The following is a 16,184-nucleotide window of genomic DNA, read 5'->3' on the forward strand; positions in this document are numbered from 1 at the left end:
AGGATTGGAAAAAAGTGTTTTAAAGTCCACTGTCAGCAGACAATGGACAAAGTTGCTTTTTGGAAACAATTGAGTATAAAAAATTTGATATTATGCGTCATGTCTTAAAATAATTGACTATACTTTCTATTCAAATGAGCTTTTAACCGATTGATTGAGCCAATCAACTCTTAAAACCAAAGAGCAATTTCTCGCTTAGCTGACTCTTCTGAATCTGAACCATGTACAACATTTTGGATAACCTGATTTTCTCCAGCACCTCTTGCAAAATCACCTCGAATCGTTCCTGGCAAAGCTTCTTCTGGACGAGTTGCTCCCATCATGGTCCGCCAGGTTTCGATTACTTTGGGACCAGAAATGATACCTACAAGGATTGGTCCTGAAGTCATAAATTCACGAATCGGTGGGTAAAAACTCTGACCAACCAAGTCCTGATAGTGCTGGTCAATCAACTCTTCTGAAACCTGTGAACGCAACTCCAATTTTTCGATTGTAAATCCACGTTGTTCGATGCGTTTCAACACTTCACCCACTAGTCCTCTTTTTACACCATCTGGTTTGATGATAAAAAATGTTTGTTCCATACTTGTCTCCTTTGTCAGCTTCTTTCTTTTATACTCTTCGAAAATCTCTTCAAACCACGTCAACTTCGCCTTGCCATACTCAAGTACAGCCTGCGGCTAGTTTTCTAGTTTGCTCTTTGATTTTCATTGAGTATTATTTTACCACATTTTATGGAAAAATGGAGAAAGTTTTCAGAAAAGAGAAAGAGAACCCGAAGGCTCTCATCTGATTTTATTCTACTGTTTCTTCCACCGTTTCAACGGCAGTATCCACAACTACTTCTGTTGTTTCTTCATTTCCTTCTTCCTCTACTGGAGGATTAAGGTATTCTTCTTCGTTGATAGCATGTGGTTCAAGGTTACGGTAACGTGCCATACCAGTACCTGCTGGGATGATCTTACCGATGATAACATTTTCTTTAAGTCCAAGGAGATGGTCTTTCTTACCACGGATGGCTGCATCTGTAAGGACACGAGTTGTTTCCTGGAAGGAAGCCGCTGACAAGAAACTATTTGTTTCAAGTGAGGCTTTGGTAATTCCCATAAGGACTGGTCGACCAGTCGCTGGAACTCCACCTGCGATAAGGACATCTTTGTTGGCATCTGTAAAGTCATTGATATCCATGAGGGTACCCATGAGAAGATCTGTGTCACCTGGATCCATGACACGCACTTTACGGATCATTTGACGAACCATTACCTCGATGTGTTTGTCACCGATTTCTACCCCTTGGCTACGGTAAACTTTTTGTACTTCACCGAGAAGATAAGTTTCAACTGACAAGACATCGCGAACTGCAAGGAGACGTTTTGGTTGGATAGAACCTTCTGTAAGAGCAGCACCACGCGCTACTTGGTCCCCAACTTCAACACGCATACGAGCGGTAAATGGAACAACATATTCACCTTCACCAGTTTCGCCCTTAACAAAGACTTTCTTGGTACGAGTTGAGGCATCTTCTTCGATAGCAGTAACTTGTCCCTTAACCTCTGTGATAACCGCTTCCCCTTTAGGATTGCGGGCTTCAAAGATTTCTTGGACACGAGGAAGACCCTGAGTGATATCGGTATTTGAGGCAACCCCACCCGTGTGGAAGGTACGCATTGTAAGTTGTGTACCAGGTTCCCCGATAGATTGGGCAGCGATTGTACCAACTGCTTCACCAACTTCAACCGCATCACCAGTCGCCAAGTTGATACCGTAACAGTGACGGCAGACACCATGACGAGTGTTACATGTAAATACAGAGCGGATAGTTACTTCTTCCACACCAGCATTGACAATTTCACGCGCCTTGTCTTCTGTAATCAACTCATTTGGACCAATGATTACTGCACCAGTTTCTGGATGTTTAACAGTTTTCTTAGTGTAACGACCATTGAGACGCTCTTCAAGAGACTCGATCATCTCTTTTCCTTCTGCGATAGAGCGGATCAAGAGACCACGGTCAGTTCCACAGTCGTCCTCACGGATAATAACGTCTTGGGCAACGTCAACCAAACGACGAGTCAAGTAACCTGAGTCGGCTGTCTTAAGGGCCGTATCGGTCATACCTTTACGGGCACCGTGAGTTGAGAAGAACATTTCGAGTACTGACAAACCTTCACGGAAGTTTGAAAGGATTGGCAATTCCATGATACGTCCGTTCGGAGCAGCCATCAGACCCCGCATACCGGCAAGCTGTGAGAAGTTTGAGATGTTACCACGGGCTCCAGAGTCCATCATCATAACGATTGGGTTCTTAGGATCTTGGTTGGCAATCAAGCGTTTCTCTAGTTTTTCACGGGCAGCACGCCATTCAGCTGTAACAGCATTGTAACGTTCATCATCAGTAATCAAACCACGACGGAACTGTTTTGTGATTTGTTCTACACGCTTATGAGATTCTTCAATGATTTCAGCCTTGTCTTCAACCACTGGGATATCAGCAATCCCCACTGTCAATCCAGCAAGTGTTGAATGATGGTAACCTAAGTCTTTCAATCGGTCCAAGAATGCAGAGGTTTCTGTTGTACGGAAACGTTTGAAAATCTCAGCGATGATATTTCCAAGGTTTTTCTTCTTGAATGGAGGATTGAGTTCAAGGTTGCGAATGGCTTCCTTGATATCGCCACCTATTGGCAAGAAGTACTTATCTGGAAGCCCTTCTGTCAAGTTCGCATTATTTGGTTCTTGCAAGTAAGGTAGACCCTCTGGCATGATGTCGTTGAAGAGGATTTTACCAACTGTTGTAAGCAAGACCTTGTGTTTTTGCTCTTCTGTCCATGGTTTGTCGAGGCTGTCTGTCGCGATACCAACACGTGAGTGGAGGTGAACATATCCATTGCGGTAAGCCATAACAGCTTCGTCCCGGTCTTTGAAGACCATTCCTTCACCTTCACGACCAGCTTCTTCCATGGTCAAGTAGTAGTTACCCAAAACCATATCCTGAGATGGGGTAACAACTGGTTTACCATCTTTCGGATTCAAGATGTGCTCAGCAGCAAGCATCAAGATACGAGCTTCTGCTTGAGCTTCTTCTGAAAGCGGTACGTGGATGGCCATTTGGTCCCCGTCAAAGTCGGCATTGTAGGCTTCACAGACAAGCGGGTGCAAACGAAGGGCCTTACCATCGATCAAGACTGGCTCGAAGGCTTGGATACCCAAACGGTGAAGGGTCGGTGCGCGGTTCAAAAGTACTGGGTGTTCTTTAATCACTTCTTCAAGAATATCCCAGATACGCTCATCTCCGCGTTCCACCAAACGTTTAGCTGCTTTGACGTTTTGCACGATATCACGAGCGACAATTTCACGCATGACGAATGGTTTAAAGAGCTCGATCGCCATTTCACGTGGCACACCACATTGGTACATCTTAAGTGTTGGACCAACGGCGATAACGGAACGTCCTGAGAAGTCAACACGTTTACCGAGCAAGTTTTGACGGAAGCGTCCTTGTTTCCCTTTGAGCATGTGGCTCAATGATTTCAGCGGACGGCTACCTGGACCTGTGATTGGACGGCCACGACGGCCATTGTCAATCAAAGCGTCAACCGCTTCTTGAAGCATACGCTTCTCATTCTGAACGATGATACCTGGTGCATTCAACTCAAGCAAACGAGCCAAACGGTTGTTACGGTTGATAACACGACGGTAAAGGTCGTTCAAGTCAGATGAGGCAAAACGGCCACCATCCAACTGCAACATTGGACGGAGATCTGGTGGAATAACTGGAAGGATGTTGAGAACCATCCATTCAGGTTTGTTCCCAGACTTGTAAAAGGCATCCAAAACATCCAAACGACGGATGGCTTTGACACGTTTTTGTCCAGTAGCCGTTTTCAACTCTTCTTTGAGTTCAGCAATTTCTTTTTCAAGATCTACTTGTTTCAACAGGTCTTGAATGGCTTCGGCACCCATCTTGGCAACGAATGAACCATAACCATACTCACGCAAGCGCTCACGGTATTCGCGCTCTGTCATGATAGACTTGTGCTCAAGTGGTGTATCCTTAGGATCAATCACTACATAAGCCGCAAAGTAGATAACTTCCTCGAGGGCACGAGGGCTCATATCAAGGGTCAAGCCCATACGGCTTGGAATCCCCTTGAAATACCAGATGTGAGATACAGGAGCTTTCAACTCGATGTGCCCCATACGCTCACGACGAACTTTTGTACGCGTTACTTCAACCCCACAACGGTCACAAACAATCCCTCTGTAACGAATGCGTTTGTATTTACCACAAGCACATTCCCAGTCTTTTGTAGGACCAAAGATGACTTCGTCAAAGAGCCCTTCACGTTCTGGTTTCAACGTACGGTAATTGATTGTTTCAGGTTTTTTGACTTCTCCATAAGACCATGAACGGACTTTGCTTGGAGAAGCTAGGGTGATTTGCATACTTTTAAAACGATTTACATCAACCACTATTTCTTCCCTTTCTATTCTAAGTGAACTGCTTATTCTTGTTCAGCAGTTTCTTCTGTTGCTTCCGCTTTTGTTGCTTTCTCAGCCTCTTCAGCTTCAAAGGCTGCTTTAGCCTCTTGGGCTGCTTTTTCGCGGGCTTTTTCAAGGTCATCTACGTGGATGACATCTTCGTCCATTCCTTCATCCAAGTCACGAAGTTCCACTTCTTGGTCATCTTCGTCAAGGACACGCATGTCAAGACCAAGAGATTGCAATTCTTTGACAAGAACTCGGAAGGATTCTGGAACACCTGGTTTTGGAATTGGTTTTCCTTTTGTAATAGCTTCATAAGCTCTCAAACGTCCGTTGATATCGTCAGATTTGTAAGTCAAGATTTCTTGAAGAACATTTGACGCACCATAGGCTTCAAGAGCCCAAACCTCCATCTCACCGAAACGTTGTCCACCAAACTGAGCTTTACCTCCAAGTGGCTGTTGAGTAACGGTTGAGTATGGTCCGACAGAACGCGCGTGCAATTTATCATCAACCATATGGTGGAGTTTGATCATGTACATGACACCAACTGACACACGGTTATCAAATGGCTCACCAGTACGTCCATCATAAAGGATTGTCTTGGCATCGCTATCCATACCTGCTTCTTTAACGGTTGACCAAAGATCTTCAGAACTTGCTCCGTCAAAGACTGGTGTCGCAATGTGGATACCAAGAGTACGAGCCGCCATACCAAGGTGGAGCTCCATAACCTGACCAATATTCATACGTGATGGCACCCCAAGTGGGTTCAACATGATGTCGACTGGAGTTCCGTCTGGAAGGTAAGGCATGTCTTCTACAGGAACGATACGAGAGACAACCCCTTTGTTTCCGTGACGTCCGGCCATCTTATCTCCGACCTTGATCTTACGTTTTTGAGCGATGTAGACGCGAACCAGCATGTTGACACCTGATTGCAACTCATCTCCATTTGCACGTGTAAAGATCTTAACATCACGAACGACACCATCGGCACCGTGCGGTACACGAAGAGAAGTGTCGCGCACTTCACGAGACTTGTCTCCGAAGATAGCGTGCAAGAGACGTTCTTCAGCTGAAAGGTCTTTCTCACCCTTAGGTGTTACTTTACCTACAAGAATATCGCCTTCTTTAACCTCAGCACCGATACGGATAATCCCCATTTCGTCAAGGTCTTTAAGGGCATCTTCACCAACGTTTGGAATTTCACGCGTAATTTCTTCAGACCCAAGCTTTGTATCGCGTGTTTCTGATTCGTATTCTTCAAGGTGAACAGATGTATAAACATCGTCTTTCACCAAGCGTTCGCTCATGATAACGGCATCCTCGAAGTTGTAACCTTCCCAAGTCATGTAGGCAACGATTGGGTTTTGTCCAAGCGCCATTTCTCCATTTTCCATAGAAGGTCCGTCAGCGATGAAATCGCCTTTTTCAACGACATCGCCAACTTTAACAAGCGTACGTTGGTTATAAGCAGTACCTGAGTTTGAACGACGGAATTTTTGAACGTGGTAAACATCTAGGGAACCATCTTCACGGCGAACTTCTACCTTGTTCGCATCTGCGTAGGTAACTTTACCGTCATGCTGAGCAATAACCGCAGCTCCAGAGTCGTGAGCTGCTTGGTATTCCATACCAGTACCAACGTAAGGTGCTTTAGGATCAATCAAAGGCACAGCCTGACGTTGCATGTTGGCACCCATGAGGGCACGGTTGGAGTCATCGTTTTCCAAGAATGGAATACATGCAGTCGCAACGGCAACTACCTGTTTTGGTGACACGTCCATGTAGTCAACCACTTCTGCCGGATACTCTTGGTTGACCCCTTGATGACGTCCCATGACAACTTTCTCAGCAAAAGTACCATCTTCGTTCAATTTTGAATTAGCCTGTGCTACAGTAAATTCATCTTCTTCATCGGCTGTCAACCAAACGATTTCGTTTGTGACTACACCAGTTTCACGGTCAACCTTACGATATGGTGTTTGAACAAATCCATACTTGTTCAAGTGACCGTATGATGACAAGTTATTGATCAAACCGATGTTAGGTCCTTCAGGCGTCTCGATTGGACACATACGACCATAGTGAGTGTAGTGCACGTCACGTACTTCATATCCAGCACGGTCACGTGTCAAACCACCAGGTCCTAAGGCTGACAAACGACGTTTGTGAGACAACTCAGAAAGCGGGTTGTGTTGGTCCATGAACTGTGACAACTGTGATGAACCAAAGAATTCTTTAACCGCAGCTGTTACAGGACGAATATTGATAATTTGTTGTGGTGTCAAGGCTTCGTTGTCCTGAACAGACATACGTTCACGAACATTACGTTCCATACGAGAAAGTCCAAGACGTACTTGGTTAGCAAGCAATTCACCAACCGCACGGATACGACGGTTTCCAAGGTGGTCGATATCATCTACACGGCCAAGTCCCTCAGCCAAGTTGAGGAAGTAGCTCATCTCAGCAAGGATATCTGCAGGAGTTACGATACGAACCTTGTCATCTGGGTTAGCATTACCAATGATGGTTACAACACGGTCTGGATCCGTTGGTGCAACAACCTTAAATTTTTGAAGAACAACTGGCTCAGTCACAACCGCTGCATCATTTGGAATGTAAACAATCTTGTTCAAGTCGCCATCCAAATGGCTTTCAATACTTTCAATCACGCTACGAGTCATGATTGTACCAGCTTCTACCAAGATTTCTCCTGTTTCAGGGTCTACCAATGGTTCCGCAATGGTTTGGTTGAGCAAACGTGTTTTAACATTGAGTTTTTTATTGATTTTGTAACGACCAACTGCTGCCAAGTCATAGCGACGTGGATCAAAGAAGCGAGCTACAAGCAAGCTACGTGAGCTTTCAGCGGTCTTAGGTTCACCTGGGCGAAGGCGTTCGTAGATTTCCTTCAAAGCTTCATCGGTACGAGAGTCCATTGGATTCTTGTGGATATCTTTTTCAACAGTGTTGCGAACCAATTCGCTATCACCAAAGATATCAAAGATTTCATCATCACCTGAGAAACCAAGGGCACGAACCAAGGTTGTAAATGGAATCTTACGAGTACGGTCGATACGAGTGTAGGCGATGTCTTTTGAGTCGCTTTCAAGTTCCAACCAAGCTCCACGGTTAGGGATAACAGTTGAACCGTAGCCCACTTTACCATTTTTATCAACTTTGTCGTTAAAGTAAACACCTGGTGAGCGGACCAACTGAGATACGATAATACGTTCACCACCATTGATGATGAAAGTACCCATTTCTGTCATGATTGGGAAATCACCAAAGAAAACTTCTTGGGTCTTAATTTCGCCTGTTTCTTTATTGATCAAGCGGAAGGTTACAAAAATTGGTGCTGAGTAGCTAGCATCGTGAATACGAGCTTCTTCTAGCGTATATTTTGGTTCCTTGATTTCATATCCAACAAATTCCAACTCCATTGTGTCTGTGAAGTTTGAAATTGGCAATACATCTTCAAACACTTCCTTAAGACCGTGGTCTAGGAAAGCTTTGAATGAATCCGTTTGAATTTCAATCAAATTTGGTAAGTCAAGAACTTCTTTGATTCTTGAAAAACTACGACGGGTACGATGTTTCCCGTATTGAACGTCATGTCCTGCCAAGATGATTCTCCTTTGTAAATAAGTTCCAAGCCTTGTCGATTAGGCTTTCTAAGCGTCATATGGTTTTAAAACCCCTATCACCGTGTCCTTTGGGCAAATTTTCAGAATCTTTAAGTCTTTGTTACAAATACGCAAGATCCTGAAAAAAAGCACAAAAAGAGCAGCTAAATCTGACTTTTTCAGAAGATTTAACTGCTGTGAGCCTTGTCTGGACAATATTTCAGACAAAACCTACGACAAATGACTACTCATAGTATACCCTATTTAGCTAGATTTTTCAAGGGATTCTGTAGATTTTTGATAATTTTTTTCCTATAAAAAATTGAATTCAACTATTGCTTTACGAAGTTCATTTTCACCCTAATTACCCAAAAAGAATATAGTAAATCACGGTTATCCTATTTTATCTTAGCCCATTTTTCTTGACTTTACTTGGTTTTTATTTTAATATATATGTATAAATATATAAGGAGATTTATTATGGATATTTTGCTTTCTGAAACAGAACAGAATTTGCTAATGTTACTGGAAGAACTAACCAAACACCAGGATTGGATACAAGATTTATCTTTGTCAGAAAATCTGAATCTACCAGCAGAAGAATTGCAAGAACACCTTTTTAAACTTGAGCAATTATTTCCAAATCTCCTTATTCAATAGGATTCCTGCGAAACTAAAATCCTAGTTCACGGTTGATAATGCCAGCAATCAAATTCATTCGTAATCCAAACCGTTTGCGTCGATTTCGATAGGTTGTTGAAAATATTTTAAACGTTTTTACTTTGGCAAAAATATTCTCAACCTTGATTCTCTCTTTAGATAGCGCATGGTTATAGGCTTTATCTTCAAGAGTTAGTGGCTTAAGTTTGCTTGATTTCCTCGGAGTTTGCGCTTGTGAATACATCTTCATGAGTCCTTGATAACCGCTGTCTGCCAAGATTTTACCAGCTTGTCCGATATTTCTGCGACTCATTTTGAACAATTTCATATCGTGGCAATAGTTCACCGCAATATCCAATGAAACAATTCTCCCTTGGCTTGTGACAATCGCTTGAGCCTTCATAGCATGATATTTCTTTTTACCAGAATAATTGGCTAGTTGATTTTTTTAGGACGATTGATTTTTACCTCTGTTGCATCCACAATCACCGTATCCTCAGCACTAAGATGAGTTTTTGAAATCGTAAAACCACTTTGAATAAGAGTTGATTCAACCCATTGACTCCGACGGATTAAGTTGCTTTCGTGAATGCCAAAATCAGCCGCAATTTGTTCATAAGTACGGTATTCTCGCATGTATTGAAGAGTAGCCATGAGGAGATCTTCTAAGCTTAACTTAGGGGTTCGTCCACCTTTTGCGTGTTTATGTTGATAAGCTGTTTTTAACACAGCTAACATCTCTTCAAAAGTAGTGCGCTGAACACCAACAGGGCGCTTAAATCGTACATCAGTTAATTGTTTGCTTGCTTCATAATTCATAGAATTATTGTACCATATTTTGTTTCGCAGGAAGTCTAATCAACAAAAGAAGTATTCAGTTGCAGTTTGAAGCCCGAAACTCTTTAGACCCTAGAATTGCTATCTTTGAACAATCGCCAACTTATTCTTTTTTGAACCAACTTTTTTTCAAAGAGGGACAATCACTTGACCAAATATGTCAGACACTTTCGACTAATCCAGAGCAGATTGAGAAAACCATCCAGCATCTAAATACTAAACTCCCACAACACTATGGCATCAAGGTCCAAATTTCACCTTTAGTCTTGGAGGGAGCAGAAGAAGACATTCGCGCCTTTTATCTGGACTACTTTAGCCAAAGTTACAGCTTTCTTGATTGGCCCTTCTCTTCTATTTCCGAAGAGTGTCTGGCTGACTTGATTCAGTTATTTTTGAACGTCCAACAAGTTTCACTCAACCTCAGCAATCTACGGCAGATTAAATATACCTTAGCTATCAATCTGGAGCGTTTTAAGAGGAAACACTTTATTGAAAATCCAACTCCCCTTTTAACCAGTCACTACAGCTCTCTCATGCAAATTCCGCAGTTTGAACAAGATATCAAAAAGCTGGCTAAAAAACTCCATTTTGAACCTACAAAGGAAACACTGGAACAGCTATTTTCAACCCCAGTAAAGTCTCCTCGAATCACAAACAAGCCTAACAATGGAGCCTTAGGAGACATTCATCAGATTCAAAAATCCTACCGTTTATTGAGCCAAATTCTAGAAGAGCTGACCAAAGAATTTCACCTACAGATTGAAAATCGCGAAGAATTGATTTGGCTCCTCCACTACACTGCCCAATCTGATTTTCTCCACCCACTTAGCAACAAATCTCTTGAAAAGCAAAAGTCTCTACTTTTAACCAATTACCAAAAAGAGTTTCCTAAACTATTGGACACAAGTCAAAGGAAATTTCAGGCTTATCTAGCTGAAATCGGTCTAGAGAGTCACCCGAGTAAACTACAAGAGCTAGTTTATGCCTTTTCTATCCAAGGACAACGCATTTTAGTCCAATTACTTCAAAAACTTCCCAAAATTCGTGTTTTGGTCATTAGTCATCTAGATAGTGAGCACGCACAAAACCTAATTGACACCCTTTCCCACTACGGTAACAATCTCTATCTATTTGATCCTTGGGAAAAGTCCAGTATCTCTTCCTCAATCCTCAATCAAATTCTACACGATATTGTTATCACCACCTTCCCTGTTTCCAACTGTCCGAAACCCATTATTTGTAGTCGGAATCTTTCTACTGCAGAACTATTTCACCACCTCCACCTTTTGGGTTCACAAATTCATAAAGAAAGACTAGCTTAGTCGTAACAGAAAACCTGTTGCGATTTTTCTTTTAGTTCAATTTCAAGAAAACGCTTGCATATTGTTTTACTACATGCTATACTGATATAGAAATTTATTGATTGGAGAATCATTATGAGAAAAACACCAGCTCAAACTGAGAAAAAAATGGTTTACAGCATCCGTTCCCTCAAAAATGGAACTGGTTCTGTCCTTATCGGAGCAAGTCTTGTCCTACTTGCCATGGCTACACCAACTATCTCAGCCAAGGAAAATACTACAACCACTAACGCAAGTAATAGTGAAACTACTACTGCCCTTACTCAACCTCTTACTGATGCAACAAACATCGCTGGCAAGAACGAAAGCGATATTTCTTCACCTGATAGTGCAAACGCTTCCCTAGAGAAAAAAGAAGAAAAACCTGCAACAGAGCCACTTAGTCCTGCTGCAAGCTCAACTGATCCAGCACCACAAACTGGGCAAGATCGTTCAGGTGAGCCGACTACTTCTACTAGTCCAGCAACGCCTAAAACTAAGGCAGAAGAGCCAATCGAAGACAACTACTTCCGTATCCACGTCAAAAAACTTCCTGAAGAAAACAAGGATGCTCAAGGACTATGGACTTGGGACGATGTTGAAAAACCTTCTGAAAACTGGCCTAACGGAGCCTTGTCCTTTAAGGATGCCAAAAAAGATGACTACGGCTACTACCTAGATGTCAAATTAAAGGGAGAACAAGCCAAGAAAATTAGCTTCCTCATCAACAATACAGCTGGAAAAAATCTAACCGGCGATAAATCGGCCGAAAAACTAGTTCCAAAAATGAACGAGGCTTGGTTAGACCAAGATTACAAGATTTTCTCTTACGAGCCACAACCTGCAGGAACTGTTCGCGTCAACTACTACCGCACAGATGGCAACTATGACAAGAAATCCCTCTGGTACTGGGGAGATGTGAAAAATCCAAGTAGCGCTCAATGGCCTGACGGAACAGACTTTACGGCTACAGGCAAATATGGTCGCTATATCGATATTCCTCTTAAGGATGCCGCCAAAGAATTTGGATTTTTGTTACTAGATGAGAGCAAACAAGGAGACGACGTGAAAATCCGTAAAGAAGATTATAAGTTTACAGATTTGAAGAATCATAGCCAAATCTTCCTAAAAGACGATGACGAATCGATTTACACAAATCCATACTATGTCCATGATATCCGTATGACAGGAGCCCAACACGTAGGAACTTCTAGCATTGAAAGTAGCTTTTCAACCCTTGTTGGTGCTAAAAAAGAGGAGATCCTCAAGCACTCCAACATCACTAATCACCTAGGAAACAAAGTAACTATCACCGATGTTACAATCGATGAAGCTGGTAAGAAAGTGACCTACAGCGGAGATTTCTCTGACACAAAACATCCATATACTGTTAGCTACAATTCCGACCACTTCACTACCAAAACAAGCTGGCGCCTTAAAGATGAGACTTACAGCTATGATGGCAAACTGGGAGCTGACCTAAAAGAAGAAGGAAAACAGGTTGATTTGACCCTCTGGTCACCAAGCGCTGATAAGGTTTCTGTTGTTGTCTACGACAAAAATGACCCTAACAAAGTGGTTGGAACTGTCGCTCTTGAAAAAGGAGAAAAAGGCACCTGGAAACAAACTCTGGATGCAAACTCAGGTCTCGGTATCAGCAACTACACTGGCTACTACTACCACTACCAAATCGAGCGTCAGGGGAAAACTGTTCTTGCACTCGATCCTTACGCTAAATCTCTCGCTGCATGGAATAGTGATGATGCCAAGATCGACGATGCCCATAAAGTGGCTAAAGCTGCCTTTGTAGATCCAGCTAAACTAGGACCACAAGACTTGACTTACGGTAAGATTCACAACTTCAAGACTCGTGAAGATGCCGTTATATACGAAGCTCATGTTCGTGACTTCACTTCAGATCCGGCCATTGCAAAAGACTTGACCAAACCATTTGGTACCTTTGAAGCCTTTATCGAAAAACTAGACTACCTCAAAGACTTGGGTGTAACCCACATCCAGCTCCTTCCAGTCTTATCTTACTACTTTGTCAATGAATTGAAAAACCATGAACGCTTGTCTGACTATGCTTCAAGCAATAGCAACTACAACTGGGGATATGACCCTCAAAACTACTTCTCCTTGACTGGTATGTACTCAAGTGATCCAAAGGACCCAGAAAAACGTATCGCAGAATTTAAAAACCTTGTCAACGAAATCCATAAACGTGGCATGGGTGCTATCTTAGACGTAGTTTACAACCATACTGCCAATGTTGATATCTTTGAAGACCTTGAGCCAAACTACTACCACTTCATGGATGCAGACGGAACACCTCGTACTAGCTTTGGTGGTGGTCGTCTAGGAACAACCCACTACATGTCTAAACGCGTCATGGTAGACTCTATCAAGTATCTAGTTGAAACCTATAAAGTAGATGGTTTCCGTTTCGATATGATGGGAGACCATGATGCCGCTTCTATCGAAGAAGCTTACAAGGCTGCACGCGCCCTCAATCCAAACCTCATCATGCTTGGTGAAGGCTGGAAAACCTATACTGGTGATGAAAATACGCCCATACAACCTGCTGATCAGTCTTGGATGAAGAAAACAGATACTGTCGCAGTCTTTTCGGACGACATCCGTAACAACCTCAAGTCTGGCTATCCAAACGAAGGTCAGCCAGCCTTTATCACAGGTGGAAAACGCGATATCAACACTATCTTTAAAAATCTCATTGCCCAACCAACCAACTTTGAAGCAGACAGCCCTGGAGATGTTATCCAGTATATCACAGCCCATGATAACTTGACCCTCTTTGATATCATCGCCCAGTCTATCAAAAAAGACCCAAGCAAGGCTGAGAACTATGCTGAGATTCATCGTCGTTTGCGACTTGGAAACCTCATGGTCTTGACTGCTCAAGGAACTCCGTTTATCCACTCTGGTCAGGAATATGGACGTACCAAACAATTCCGTGACCCAGCCTACAAAACTCCAGTAGCAGAGGATAAGGTACCAAACAAATCTCACTTGTTGCGTGATAAGGACGGCAACCCGTTTGACTATCCTTACTTCATCCATGACTCTTACGATTCTAGTGATGCCATCAACAAGTTTGACTGGACCAAGGCTACAGATGGGAAGGCATATCCTGAAAATGTCAAGAGTCGCGACTATATGAAAGGTTTGATTGCCCTTCGTCAATCTACAGACGCCTTCCGACTTAAGAGTCTTCAAGATATCAAGGACCTTGTCCACCTCATCACTGTACCAGGCCAAAATGGTGTGGAAAAAGAGGATGTAGTGATTGGCTACCAAATCACTGCTCCAAACGGAGATATCTACGCAGTCTTTGTCAATGCGGACGAAAAAGCTCGCGAATTTAACTTGGGAACTGCCTTTGCCCACCTCAGAAATGCTGAAGTCTTAGCAGATGAAAACCAAGCAGGTCCAGTCGGAATTGCCAACCCTCAAGGACTTGAATGGACTGAAAAAGGCTTGAAGTTAAATGCCCTTACAGCCACTGTTCTTCGAATCTCTCAAGGCAGTCCAGCTATAAAAGATAAAACAAAACCTGAACTTTCAAACTCTAAACAAGAGCAAGGTCAAAATAACGGCAAAGACAGCACTCCAAACCGAGTCGTCAAACCGGAACATCAAAATCCAGCTCCACAAACTAAACCTGACTCTACAAAACCAGATACAAAAGTAGCGGATGCGGATCATAAACCTAGCCAAGCTACAACTGATTCACATACTGAACAACCAGCACAAGAAGCACAAGCATCATCTGTAAAAGAAGCGGTTCAAAACGAAGAGGTAGATAACTCTAACAAGGAAAATATACCTACACCCCTAGCTAAACAAGCTGAACTTCCAAATACAGGAACTAAAAATGATTACAAACTCCTTTTTGCAGGAATCAGTCTCCTGACCCTTCTAGGTCTCGGGTTCTTACTAAAAAACAACAAAGAAAACTAAACTAGCCCTCCTATAGAAAAATCCCCCAAGCCTTGACGCTCGGGGGATTGATTTTTGTATAATATTTGTTGTCCTAATAAACTTGATTAGGATTTTTTATTAAGCCTCTTTCATGGCAAAATAAGCCCGTACTTTAGGTGCAACTTGTGTGCCGAAGAGTTCAATAGCTCTCAGAACTTGATCATGAGGAATAGAACCAAGCGGTAGATGGAGCATGAAGCGGTCCAAACCTAAGTCTTCAATCATGCGAATCAATTTTTCTGCTACCTGATCTGGATTGCCCACAAACATAGCACCATTTGGTCCAACTTGCTCCAAATATTGTTCATAACGCAATTCCTGCCAATGAGGGCGGTCTTTGGAAATAGCATCCACCACTTGCTTGGTCGGATGGAAATAATCTTTCACAGCCTGCTCGCCATCCTCAGTAATCCAACCCCAAGAATGGGCTCCAACCTTTAGTTCATGACTGGCATGGCCCGCTTCACTCCCAATCTCACGATAAGCCTGAATCAACTTTTTAAAATAACGCGGATTGCCACCAATAATAGCATAGACAATCGGCAGCCCCGCCTGAGCAATCTTCACTGTTGATTCAACATGACCACCTGTCGCTATCCACAAGGGCAATTTGTCCTGAACTGGACGAGGATAGACTTCTTTGCCAGCAATCGTTTGAGTCAATCGACCTTGCCAGTCTAGCTTGGTCTTTTCATTGACTAACTGAAGCAAGTCTAATTTCTCATCAAAGAGAGCTTCATAGTCTTTCAAATCATAGTCGAACAGAGGGAAAGATTCCGTGAAAGAGCCCCTTCCAGCCATAATCTCCGCTCGTCCATTTGACAAAGCATCGATAGTGGCATACTGTTGGAACAAACGAATGGGGTCCATGCTTGAGAGAATGCTGACTGCACTGGTCAAACGGATTTTCTTGGTATTGACTGCCCCAGCTGCCAGAACAATCTCTGGAGCTGATACTGCAAAATCCTCTCGATGGTGCTCGCCAATCCCATACACGTCCAAACCAACCTTGTCAGCCAGTTCAATCTCTGCCACCAACTGACGAATGCGTTCGGCATGACTATAAGTTTGCCCAGTTCCTTCAAGCTCCGTTGTTTCCCCAAATGTTGAAATTCCCAATTCTACCATGGTGTTTCCTCGCTATCTATTTTATACTCAATTGTTTCCAAAAAGCAACTTTGTCCATTGTCTGCTGACAGTGGACTTTAAAACACTTTTTTCCAATCCT

General features: G+C 42.9%; 8 protein-coding genes. 3 read left to right on the forward strand and 5 right to left on the reverse strand.

Features of this window, described 5'->3' with window-relative positions; genetic code table 11:
• Nucleotides 1-170: 170 nt before the first annotated feature.
• The 3 genes from ndk to rpoB all read right to left on the reverse strand — a co-directional run bounded on the left by ndk (nucleotide 171) and on the right by rpoB (nucleotide 8,117).
• On the reverse strand, nucleotides 171-584 hold the full coding sequence (gene ndk, locus FGQ53_RS08855) for a nucleoside-diphosphate kinase (RefSeq protein ID WP_138337930.1): 414 nt from the start codon (nucleotides 582-584) through the stop codon (nucleotides 171-173).
• 211 nt (nucleotides 585-795) lie between these two features.
• Nucleotides 796-4,473, reverse strand: coding sequence for a DNA-directed RNA polymerase subunit beta' (gene rpoC, locus FGQ53_RS08860; protein ID WP_171019125.1), 3,678 nt, complete (start codon nucleotides 4,471-4,473; stop codon nucleotides 796-798).
• Nucleotides 4,474-4,505: 32 nt separating this feature from the next.
• On the reverse strand, nucleotides 4,506-8,117 hold the full coding sequence (rpoB, locus tag FGQ53_RS08865) for a DNA-directed RNA polymerase subunit beta (protein WP_138337933.1): 3,612 nt from the start codon (nucleotides 8,115-8,117) through the stop codon (nucleotides 4,506-4,508).
• Nucleotides 8,118-8,597: 480 nt separating this feature from the next.
• Between rpoB and FGQ53_RS08870 the strand changes: the two genes are divergently transcribed.
• A complete protein-coding gene (locus FGQ53_RS08870; RefSeq protein WP_138337936.1) occupies nucleotides 8,598-8,777 on the forward strand; it encodes a hypothetical protein in 180 nt (59 codons plus the stop codon).
• Nucleotides 8,778-8,790: 13 nt separating this feature from the next.
• Here the strand turns inward: FGQ53_RS08870 and FGQ53_RS08875 are convergent.
• Nucleotides 8,791-9,596 (reverse strand): IS5 family transposase gene (locus FGQ53_RS08875; RefSeq protein ID WP_138337939.1). Its coding sequence is split into 2 segments (ribosomal slippage): nucleotides 8,791-9,219 and nucleotides 9,222-9,596, totalling 804 coding nucleotides; the frame shifts between segments, so codons are not numbered across the junction.
• 59 nt (nucleotides 9,597-9,655) lie between these two features.
• On the opposite strand from FGQ53_RS08875, the gene FGQ53_RS08880 reads away from it, so the two are divergent.
• Nucleotides 9,656-10,936, forward strand: a complete 1,281-nt coding sequence (locus FGQ53_RS08880) for a M protein trans-acting positive regulator PRD domain-containing protein (RefSeq protein WP_229090355.1) — start codon at nucleotides 9,656-9,658, stop codon at nucleotides 10,934-10,936.
• A gap of 114 nt (nucleotides 10,937-11,050) precedes the next feature.
• A complete protein-coding gene (locus FGQ53_RS08885) occupies nucleotides 11,051-14,935 on the forward strand; it encodes a pullulanase (protein WP_138337945.1) in 3,885 nt (1,294 codons plus the stop codon).
• A gap of 99 nt (nucleotides 14,936-15,034) precedes the next feature.
• Here the strand turns inward: FGQ53_RS08885 and FGQ53_RS08890 are convergent, their stop codons facing one another.
• On the reverse strand, nucleotides 15,035-16,084 hold the full coding sequence (locus tag FGQ53_RS08890; protein ID WP_138337948.1) for an LLM class flavin-dependent oxidoreductase: 1,050 nt from the start codon (nucleotides 16,082-16,084) through the stop codon (nucleotides 15,035-15,037).
• Between the last annotated feature and the right edge of the window lie 100 nt (nucleotides 16,085-16,184).

Source organism: Streptococcus mitis (assembly GCF_005844455.1).
In the GTDB taxonomy this organism is placed as follows: Bacteria; Bacillota; Bacilli; order Lactobacillales; family Streptococcaceae; genus Streptococcus; species Streptococcus mitis_BF.